A 10,700-nucleotide genomic window follows, 5' to 3' on the forward strand; every position below is an offset into this window, starting at 1 on the left:
TCCAAAAATTGGCGATAGCTCATTGCGGGCTTCTGCTAGCGTGGCGCCCGAAACCCTCAGAACTTACTGAACATCAAGGCTGCGGTGAGATGTTTCCTCACCAACGACGCGCACGCGGCAGATAACTGCATTGTCCGGCTCGGCTACGGCCCTTTGGCCATGTCAGGTTCTCGAAAGCTTGCTCGAGTAGGAGGCCTGCTCAAGGTGATCAGACATGAGGTTAGCGTGGACCGTCAAAATTTTGACCCATTTAATCTACCGGCTTGGTTACAGGTGGAGCACGCTGTCTCGGAAGAGCCCCAGACGGACCAGGCCGGGCAAGACGGCTTTGAGCAACACTTGGCCGAGGCAAACCAGACCGATTCTGCTCCCGTCGCCAGTGAGGGACGAGACAACCAGTTTTACCCCCATCTGTCTGAAGAAGACCGGGACATTATCGATAGGGCGATTACTCAGTATGCGACTCAGAAAAATCCACAACCGAGCACGATTAAGTTTTATACTCAGGCACTTCGTCGATTGGGGAATGATCTCCGCGCTCGTGGCCAAACGACTGATCTAAGGGACCACCGGTCCCTGCTCGATCACGTAAATAGCTACTTTCCGAGAGACGTAAACATGAAGACAGGGGTGGGCGTCCTTCGCGCGTATCACGATTCCGGCCATATCGTTTCTCGCGGGCGGCCGCGCACGATCCCCTCAGCGAAAGACGCGTCTAGCGAAGGCCAGCCGTTCTGGGACGAGCCGATGGTTGCACTCGCCAGGAGCAACGTCCTGCCAAGCGAGGAGGTCCTCATCAACTTTGAGCAGGAGGCAGCTCAGTCGAGAGCAGCGAAGAGGCCGAGGAAGCTAAATAACTCGCAAACGGTTGTAATTGAGCGGCAGCCGACCGAGATCGCGACTTCAGGAGAGGGGGGTGGAGCAATGCCAGCGGCCTCGGCGCTGCAGCCGGCTGAGTCAACGGGAATTGTCGGGCAGAGGGACGAGCAGCCTCTTTATCCGGAGGATGCTCCAGATATCTTGAGGCTTAAGGACGCCCTCATCGAAGGCGGGATGACCTCCGCCGCGGCGAAGCAATATGTAAGCTGTCTTCTTGGCTTTAGCCGTTGGCTGTTCGCAAAAAACAGACCGAGCATCGTTGCTCGGATGGACAGCAAGTCGCTGAGCGACGGCGGTGACATACACGAGTTCGCCGGAGAGGGTACGAAGAAGAAACTCCTTGCAGCATTAGGGCATCTCCGCACCCTTCGGTCAACTGGTGCGCCGATCGTACGCCCAGGGCGCGCTCGCGCCAACCACAATCCTCCTCCCCCGAACGTGGTCCTCACTAATCCCGAAAGCACGGCACTGGTTGGTCCGAGGCGCCTCGACGATGCCGCCGCGCAGCGCAACGCGCCGCACGAAGCTGATAGTCGGCTAGAAGAGCTGCAGGAACAACAGGATGATCAACCCGCGCCGTCGGTTTTCGGCCAAGAGCTCGCCGCATTTGATCCAGAGCAGCTTCCTCAGGAGCAGCTTCGGCGAGTGCTGGATCATCTGGATGATAAACGCATTCCTTCGCCACTCTCCGTCGTTCCAGAGGAGCTTCAGCGACTGGAAAAGGACCTCCATGAGGAGCTTCACGGACGACGGGACAACCATCCCGCGCCTTCGTTCTCAGTTGATCCTGAAGAGTTCACTTTCAATCCAGAGCTGTTCGCCCCAGGGGAGCTTTGGCGACTGCTTGGTGATGAATCCGCCTCGGAGCTTGAGGGAGGGCGTGATGATCAATCGGCTCACCCGTCGGTTTTCGTCCAGAGGCAGGTCGCGCTCGATCCAGAGCAGCTTACTCCGGAGCAGCTTCGGCGAGTGCTGGATCATCTGGATGATCAACCCATTCCTTCGCCAGTCTCCGTCGCTCCAGAGGAGCTTCAGCGACTGGAAAAGGACCTCCATGAGGAGCTTCACGGACGACGGGACAACCACCCCGCGCCTTCGTTCTCAATTGATCCAGAAGAGTTTACTTTCAATCCAGAGCTATTCTCTTCAGGGGAGCTTTGGCGACGATGAATCCGCAGAGCAGGAAGGGTGAGATGATCACCTCGCCCCGTCCGCTTTGGTCCAGGGGGATGTCGCATTCGATGCAGAGCAGAGCTCTCAGGAGGGAGCTAGGGCAAGTGCTGGATCATCTGGATGACCATCCCCCTCGCCAGTCTCCGTCCTCTCAAAGCGGCTTCCCGGTCGCATCGTCCCCGGGGAACCAAAGGCGGCGTCCCGTTTCGGGATCACTTCCAGTCGGCGCGCCGTCAAATCCGACGCGAGCGTGGTATCGCTCCAGCGTAGGCCGCCTTGCGCGGTGTGGTGCTTAGCCCGTCCTATTCGTGAGAGTGCGTTTTTTTGGGTCCGATTGATGTGGCCGCACATCTGCTCTGACGAGGCGCGCGGGATTGCCTTCGGCTTTTCATCGCCTGACGACCGGTACTTTGCAACGCGCTTGAGGTGTAGGTTGGGCGAACGGGGGCGGACGCCTCGCCGGTCAAGGACCGAGCGGCAGCAGCGCGCCTGGCAAGCCGCGGATCAGGTCGGCTTCGGGACATGCCGCGGCAAACGCAAGGCGAATGCGGCTCGTGGTCTCGACGACACGGGCAGCGAGTTTCAAGAGACGAAGACGCAGCGTCGCGAACTCGGCTGTGGCCAATTCCCGGGCTTTGGGAATCGCGTCGCGCACGGTCAGCATCAGCCAATAAGCGGCGGTGTCGAGAACGAGGCGGACTTGATTGGCGAGCGCCGAACGGCAGCTGGTGCGATCGGAGGCGAGCTGCGTCTTATGCAGCTTGATCAGATTCTCGGCTTGGCCGCGCGCGCAATACAGGCTGTCGTAGATCCACTCGGCCGAGCCGACATCGAGGCTGGTGACGACGAAACGGATGTCGAGGCCGAGCATCGTCGCCTCAATACGGGCGACGGTACGTCGTTCGCGATCCCAGGACTTTGCCTTGTGGCGCGTCTCGGTATAGCCACGCAGAACCGGCAGGTTCTCGATGGCGCGTCGCGTGCGGATGCCGTCGGCGGCCTCGTCGACTTTTCTGGCGAGCGGCTTGGTGCCGGACAGACCGAAGATGTAGTCGATGCCGTTGGTCTCGCACCACGCCATTGCCTCCGGCCGGGCATAGCGCCCGTCGCCACGGAACGTAATTCGCGTGTTGTGCCACCGCGTCCGGATATGCCGTATCAGGCGGCGCAGATGGGCACGCACCTCGACGCCGCCCGGCGTCTTGCCGGGCCGCAGCACGACCGCCACGGGCCGGCTCTTCTCCGTGTCGTAGACGTAGATCGGCAGGAAGCAGCGTTCGTCATAATGAGCGTTGAACAGCGAGAGCTGCTGATGGCCGTGGACGACATCGCAGGTATCATCGATGTCGAGCGTGACGGATGCCGGCTCGCGCGGGTAGCTATCCATCCATGCGTCGAAGGCGCGGAGCATTCTCCAGCCGCGACAGCGTCGGTTGGGAACACAGATCGCGACCCGTGTCCGGCAGCCGTCCGCAGGCCAGCTTGAATGCGGGATCGGACCGCGGATGATCGAGGTCGTCGGCGTCCTCGCCCACATCGCCGACCTTCCGCATCGCGTCTGCACGAACTGCTGCCCTAGGAATGGAAGCTCCAGCACCAAGCCGACAAGCCCGGCGATCAGCAGGCTGCCTGACCTTCACACGCTATCATAGAGCTCGCCGTGCCCGCGCGCATGCGTTGATCAGGCGGCCTTCGTCGTTTTACGATTACCCACATCTTTTGCGGTGCACTGAGCCGAAAACTTGAGTCGCCAGAATCGCTAGTGATTCTTTGATGTACCAACCGCTGGTACATGCCGATTCCGAGGCCCAGAAAATTGGAACTATGCCTCATGATATTTGGATTCATGGCATGATAATTGGAACCATGTCGGCAGCGCCTTTGAGGTAGGCGATCGAGGGGTAGGCCTTTCCCTTGACCGGCGCTCCAGTCACCGGCACGCCCCTTCTGCGGGGGCATCCCACAACGCTCCGAGAGTGTGGGCGCGGATGGGCCTTTTCGTGACGGGTTGAAGGCTGGGAGAAAGCCTCCCGGCGCCGTCGCGGAGCCCCCTGCGATGTCCAGCGAAACCATACGGCCTTGACAACGCCAACCGGACGAGCCTTTAGCCTGCCCTGTTCTCCCTCTCTTCGAGGCATCTGAGAGCCCGTTGGTATTCAAATTCGCACCATGCAAGCTCGAAAGGTTCCATCAGTGTCTCTACCCACGCCTCGGCAAAGGCTGCCATTCCGACGAAAAACAGAATCCGCGACCTCCTGACTGACTATCGTTGACGTCGCCGGCGAAGTCGAATGAGATGTCCGCCACGGCCAGCGACATATGCAGCTAAGAGGATCGCCATCAGCGCTTCAATTGGACCTTGGTAAGCGTTAGGCAACTCAAGGAAGGCTCGGAACGATACGAAGGTTTATGGCGATCCGTTCGCCTGGCACGCCTAACAACTTCCACGTATCCAACGGCTGGCCGAGCAGCGAAATCGACCGCGCTTATGCGAGGAACCACCCGCCTGACGCCTCAGCTTGCCGCTTACGGGGAACAGGTTGCATTCGGGGCGAGGATAGCGAAAACTGTAGCGCTGATAAGAAGGCGGTGGCGCAGCACAATGCGGAATTGCCCGGCTAGGTGGTTGCGGCGTAAGCGCGACTTTCTCGTCACATTGAATCTCGCGTAGAATCTGGAGGGTTCTGTGAGGTCGCGCTCACGCGAGGGCGCGGCAGGCGCTTATGACGCGACCTCATTGAAGCCGGATTGAACGAAGGCGCGGGAGGCTATTCGCGGTTTTGCAGCTATGGGGATTGTTCGAGATCGCCATGCCCGATCTGCTGGCTCGGCGCGTGAGGCAGAGACACAGGAGTGCGCATCCTGGAAGAGTTGAGATCAGACGCGCTTCGCCTGAGATCGCGATAGGCCTTTTGCTGCATCGGACGGTTGTTGTCGCGCAGTGTGACAGCACGGATTCGACATCGTCCGCGATGATCGAGACGCTGGGAGCGAAATGACGAATGATGATCGTCGTGCACGACATGACTTGGCTCACGATGTGTCGCATCGGAACGGTGATGTTCGAGGGCTGGGGCGTCTGAAGCTATGTCGAAAGCGCTCAATGATGCGCATGACGCCACCACAATCGGGACAGGCAGGAACCTCGGCCCAGGTTTGAGCCTCCGAATCCACAGGCGACGGCTGGCCATCGTTTGGGGCTGTTCGCTCATGATCGAGAAGTTCGCGGCAAAGGGCGAGCTTGGCAGCGCGATGGCGGTTGGCCATGAAGCCGAAGTGGCGGATGCGGTGGAAGCCGTCAGGCGGCGTATGAAGCAGGAAACGGCGAATGAACTCATCGGGCTTGAGATTCATGATCTTTGTCGCGCTGTTTTGGCGATAGTCCTTCCATGAGAAGGCGACATGATCGTCGTCGAGTGCGACGAGCCGGCTGTTGGCGATCGCGACGCGATGGGTGTAGCGGCCGAGATAGGCCAGGACCTGTGCGGGTCCGCCGAAGGGCCGCTTGGCGTAAGCAACCCAGTTGATGCGTCGCATGGCGTCGAGGTGGGCCGCAAAGGCAGCCGGCTCGGCCAGAGCTCCGAGATCGCCGAAGAAACGCAAGGCACCGGAGTTGAAGGCTGCCGACAGACGTTTGAGAAAAAGTGTGCGAAATAGTCTGGACAACGGTTTGACGGCCAGGAAGAAGTTCGGTCGGCAAGCGGTCCAGCGCGCGCCATCGGGCGAGAGGCCGCCACCCGGAACGACGCAATGGACGTGGGGATGATGCATCAGCGTCTGTCCCCAGGTGTGGAGGACGGCGACGCCGCCGATCGCACCGCCGAGCCGGCGTGGATTGGCGGCGAGCGTCGTCATCGCCTCGGCGGCAGCCTTGAACAGGATGGCATAGACGACGGCCTTGTTCTGGAAAGCGATCGCGGCGATCGGTGCGGGAAGTGTAAAGACGACGTGGAAATAGGGAACCGGAAGCAGGTCGGCTTGACGCGCGGCGAGCCACGCGGCTCGGGCTCTCCCCTGACACTTCGGACAGTGCCGATTGCGGCAGGAATTATAGGCAACGCGTGTCGTGCCGCAGTCGTCGCAAGCCTGCATGTGGCCGCCGAGCGCCTCGGTCCGGCACGCAACGATCGCGCTCATCACGCGCCGCTCGACCCGCCCCAGATGACCGGCATGTACACGGCGATAGGCGTCGCCATGCCGGCGCAGAATATCGGCAATCTCGATGGCGGGCCTGTTGGAGCGGATGTCGGAGCGGGTCATGACCCGCATCCCGCTGCGGGTCATCCAGGTGGCGTCACCTCCAGCGACAGGCGATCGAGCGGGCTCTGCGTCGCTCGGATCGTATCGGTGGCGACCTGCGTGTAGCGCGCTGTCGACGACAAATTATTGTGCCCGAGCAAGACCTGGATGATCCGGATATCGGTTCCGTTCTCGAGAAGATGTGTCGCGAAGCTGTGGCGCAGCGTGTGCAGCGTGACGCGCTTGGTCAGGCCCGCAGCCTTCACCGCCGACCGGCAGGCGGCATGCAGCACGGTCTGATCGATCGGATGATCTTCGTCACGACCAGGGAACAGATAAAGCCGCGGCCGGGCGAGCCGCCAGTAGGTGCGCAGGATGCCCAGCAGCTGGGGCGACAGCATCACGTTGCGATCCTTCGCGCCCTTGCCGTGGCGCACCTGGATGACGCCGCGGGCGCTGTCGATGTCTTCGATCCGCAGTCCCGCAACCTCCGAGGCCCTGAGCCCGGCCGCATAGGCGGTGGTGAGCGCGGCGCGGCTCTTCAGGCTCGATACCGCTTCAAGAAACTGAACCACTTCGTCGGCGCTGAGAACGACCGGCAGCTTGCGCGGTTCTCGCGCATAGGGAATGCGCTCTGGGATGAGCGCCTCGCCGAGCGTGACGCCGTAGAAAAACCGTAGCGCACAGACGATCTGGTTCAGCGCCGGCCATGAGATGCCGGTCGAGACCAAATGCACCTGGAAGGCGCGGACGTCTTCCAGCTCTAACCGGTCAGGCGATCGGCCAAAATAGCGGCTGAACTTCGAAACCGCGCTGATGTAGGATCTTTGCGTCGCCGGCGACAGATTGCGGACGGTCATGTCTTCGATCATGCGGCGGCGAAGAGGGCTCAAATCGGCCATCTCGATACTCCTGTCTGAGGGGGTGGGCTCCAACACCCACATCCTCTCAGCCAGGAGGCGATCTATGCCACCTTGCCCCCTACGCCGCGGCAGCGGCTTCGTTCAATCAGTCGGCCCCTACGAGAGCCAGTGGATTCGCTGCTGGACGAGAGATTATGTTATATCAGGCCGGGTTTTCGGCGCTGCGGCTTTTGGGGAAGTTGAGAGGGAGTAGATCTTCAATATCGTCGTCGTCGCGGCGCTGGGGCAATTCGGTGAGGACATGTCGCAACCATGCGAAGGGCTCAACGCTACAGGCGCGACAGGTCAGCACCAGGCTATAGACAACGGCACTGGCGCTGGCTCCATCAACGGTATCGCTGAAGAGCCAATTTTTCCTGCCACAGGCGAAGATTCTGATGTCGCGCTCAAGAAGGTTGTTGTGGATCGGCATCTCGCCGTCCTCGTTGTAGCGCGTCAGATATTCCCACTGATTGAGCGTATAGGAGACAGCATCGCCGAGCTTGGTGTCGGGCACGACCTTTGCGGCGATTGCTTCGAGCCATGCCTTGAGAGTGTTCAGGACAGGAATGCTGTGTTGCTGGCGGAAGCGGCGCCTGTAATTGGCCCGCGTTTCGCCGTCATCCGGTTTTTCTTCACGCACCTGTCTTTCAATCCGGTAGAGTTGGTCGAAGAACTTGAGGGCTTGCGCCGGCAGCCCGCCGGGTTTCTTCCTCGCTTTGAGGGCGTCGACAAAGCGCCGCCTGGCGTGGGCCACGCATCCGATATGCGTGGCGCCTTTCAACGTGCGCCAGGCCGAGTAACCGTCACTCATCAAGATGCCGCGGTAGTCGCCAAGGAAGGTCTGCGGGTGTTCCTGCCCACGACCAGGCTGATAATCGAACAGCACAATCGGCTGCTCACTGTCCTCGCCGCTGCAATAGGCCCACATGTACGAGGTGCTGGAGGCTTCCTTGTCCTTTTCCTTCAATACCTGAACCGTTGTTTCGTCGCCGTGGATGAGGGCCTGGCACGCTCGGGTGCACAACCGTCACCCGCAGCTTCTGTCCTTCTTCCATCACGTAGTGTCCACCTCACATTTGGTGGCCACCTCATGCATCAGCTCTCTCAACATAAAAGGTACGCGAATGAGGAAGCTAAAGTCCTCGCATTTTAAATCGCCGTCCAAGGAAACGGTAGTGAAGCGATCGATTACGATGTGATGGCTGCCGCCTATCGGGCTGACAATGAGCACGGCGCTTGGAACACGCTATACGAAATGTGCGCCATTCTCACCTTATTCGGCGCTTGCCTATACCCAACGATCGAGACGATGGCAATCGACAGGATCGAACGACGGAGCGCATCGCTCTGTGCTCACTCCGGCCATCATCGTGCCATCAACGTGTGGTCATCGCGATCGCTGTCGATCGACAGCGTTGCTCCATCGTCTCATACGTACTCTCAGCCCCTCTACTTCATGAAGCGCGATTGAAAAAAACGAACGATGGGGTTTATGCGTCGGCCAATCTCTGCGACAAGGCACCGAGTCGCTTGAAGGCACAGCCGTCGGCTGGTTTGCAAAATGAATAGGAGGCATCGGGTTGCTAATAGATTTTCCGCGCATCAATCGGTCTAAGGCTGTCTTCGATGATATTTATGCTTCGGATGATCCCAGGGCATATTTCACCGTGCTGGGAGACCTGGATTATATGATCCCGGACGTGGCTGAGCCGGTTGTGCGCCAGATTCTCGCGGCGAACGCATCGGCAACTGGCGTTAAGCCGACCGTGCTTGACATTGGCTGTTCATACGGCATCAACGCTGCTGTGCATCGGTTTCCACTGACGTTCGGGGGCTTGCGTCATCGCTACGCTCGGCGCGAGATGAGGGCAATCAGCTCTGATACACTGGTGCGTCTTGATCGCAGTTTCTATGCGTCTTGGCCGGATGTCGGACTGGCACGATTTATCGGTCTCGATGTATCGGCACCGGCGATCAGCTATGCAACAGGTGTCGGTCTCCTTGAGCAGGGTATTGTCGCTGATCTTGAAAAGGAGACGCTATCGACGGACAGCGCGCACATCATCCGCCCCACTGACGTTATCATGTCGACGGGGTGCATCGGCTACGTTACCGAGAAGACGTTCAGCAAAATTCTCGATGCGACAGAGAAGCGTCCATGGATTATCTCATTCGTGCTACGAATGTTCCCATTTGATTCTCTTTGCTGCAACGCTCGCGAAGCGTGGCCTTGTAACGGAACGTCTTACCGGCGCGACATTTATCCAGCGTCGCTTTCGCGATGCTGAAGAGTTTGAAAGTTGTTTGGCCACCTTGGCGGCTCTTGGCGTCGATACTACCGGTCTTGAGTCGGAAGGGCTGTTTCACGCCGATTTGCTCTTGTCCCGCCCTGAGATGGATGCTCGCGCCACCCCTCTCGAAAACATTGTCACCGTCGCCAGCGGCAGGGGTCGGCCTATCGGGCCCCGTTATGTGCATATTGGAGGCAACGCGGGCTTGCAGGTTGCGTTGGAGCCGTGACGGGTTCCTTTTCCGAGGATAGTTGTGGGTATGCCCCAAGGAACTGTACACCGAAGTGGATCATACCCTGACTTCCTGAATGATTACTTTCTATCAGGTCGGTAGTCTTACAGAGAAGCCTTGGTTATGACTACTTCGCCGATTGCGAATCCATGTGTTGCCGTGCCGTATGATCGAGGTCGCCGCTGCGTCAGATTTCTACGATCGAGTGCGGCGTATTGCCGTTTCCAACGTATCGTTCGAAGTGCGGCAAGCGAAGAAGTTCGCACTGCGGCCGACGCCAAGGCTAGGGCGAAATCGATAGCAAAGGTCAGCACGAGCCAGCCGATTAGCGCGCCAGCCAGAGCCTGTTCCAGGCCAGCCAGATCACGCCCGCAATCGCGGCCCAGAAATGGAAGCCGGTCGCGTACGAAGACGAATTTGTCGGCCGCCGCAAGAGCCGCGCCGTTGGCCGCGGGGGCATGCACTGTATAGACCGGCTTCGAACGCTCCGCCGAGGATGGACTCTTACTTACAGCATGATCTTCCGGAAAACCGGCACGACCTTTTCCGGATCATGCACCCGGAGATCAGCCGCCGAGCTGCCCCTTGGTTGAGACGCCAGCATGCATTCGCTGTGGTCTTCCATGCGAGCCTGCAGGAAGACGCCGTCTTGAGGTCTGAGGTCGAATACCCGAGCGGGTCTCGCATCGGACCCGCCTGACGACAGGAGGGGGGCGCTCCGATTCTGTCGGCACTCGACACCGCCGCTTATTGGCTGATGCTGACCGTGCGCGACGCGATTCCCAAAGCCCGGGAATTGGCGACAGCCGAGTTCGCGACGCTGCGTCTTCGTCTCTTGAAACTCGCTGCCCGTGTCGTCGAGACCACGAGCCGCATTCGCCTTGCGTTTGCCGCGGCATGTCCCGAAGCCGACCTGATCCGCGGCTTGCCAGGCGCGCTGCTGCCGCTCGGTCCTTGACCGGCGAGGCGTCCGCCCCCGTT

Annotated in this window: 4 protein-coding genes and 4 pseudogenes; 3 read left to right on the plus strand and 5 right to left on the minus strand. The window is 59.9% G+C overall.

Annotation, left to right across the window (positions count from 1 at the left end):
- Positions 1-225 precede the first annotated feature (225 nt).
- Positions 226-2,049, plus strand: coding sequence for a hypothetical protein (locus HAP41_RS06950; protein ID WP_224580935.1), 1,824 nt, complete (start codon positions 226-228; stop codon positions 2,047-2,049).
- A gap of 466 nt (positions 2,050-2,515) precedes the next feature.
- Here the strand turns inward: HAP41_RS06950 and HAP41_RS06955 are convergent.
- The 4 genes and pseudogenes from HAP41_RS06955 to tnpC all read right to left on the minus strand — a co-directional run.
- Positions 2,516-3,581 (minus strand): annotated as a pseudogene (locus HAP41_RS06955) (IS1380 family transposase); the annotation flags it as partial.
- Between the two features lie 1,504 nt (positions 3,582-5,085).
- Positions 5,086-6,312, minus strand: coding sequence for an IS91 family transposase (locus HAP41_RS06960; protein WP_166061603.1), 1,227 nt, complete (start codon positions 6,310-6,312; stop codon positions 5,086-5,088).
- A 20-nt stretch (positions 6,313-6,332) separates the two neighbouring features.
- Positions 6,333-7,193, minus strand: a complete 861-nt coding sequence (locus HAP41_RS06965; RefSeq protein ID WP_029085027.1) for a tyrosine-type recombinase/integrase — start codon at positions 7,191-7,193, stop codon at positions 6,333-6,335.
- 163 nt (positions 7,194-7,356) lie between these two features.
- Positions 7,357-8,202: pseudogene (tnpC, locus tag HAP41_RS06970) on the minus strand (IS66 family transposase); the annotation flags it as partial.
- Between the two features lie 580 nt (positions 8,203-8,782).
- Here tnpC and HAP41_RS06975 point away from each other — a divergent pair.
- Positions 8,783-9,716: pseudogene (locus tag HAP41_RS06975) on the plus strand (class I SAM-dependent methyltransferase).
- A 328-nt stretch (positions 9,717-10,044) separates the two neighbouring features.
- Here HAP41_RS06975 and HAP41_RS06980 read toward each other — a convergent pair.
- A complete protein-coding gene (locus HAP41_RS06980; protein ID WP_371821700.1) occupies positions 10,045-10,179 on the minus strand; it encodes a DUF2628 domain-containing protein in 135 nt (44 codons plus the stop codon).
- 273 nt (positions 10,180-10,452) lie between these two features.
- On the opposite strand from HAP41_RS06980, the pseudogene HAP41_RS06985 reads away from it, so the two are divergent.
- Positions 10,453-10,677, plus strand: a pseudogene (locus tag HAP41_RS06985) (transposase); the annotation flags it as partial.
- Between the last annotated feature and the right edge of the window lie 23 nt (positions 10,678-10,700).

This window comes from Bradyrhizobium barranii subsp. apii, from assembly GCF_011516635.5.
In the GTDB taxonomy this organism is placed as follows: domain Bacteria; phylum Pseudomonadota; class Alphaproteobacteria; order Rhizobiales; family Xanthobacteraceae; genus Bradyrhizobium; species Bradyrhizobium barranii.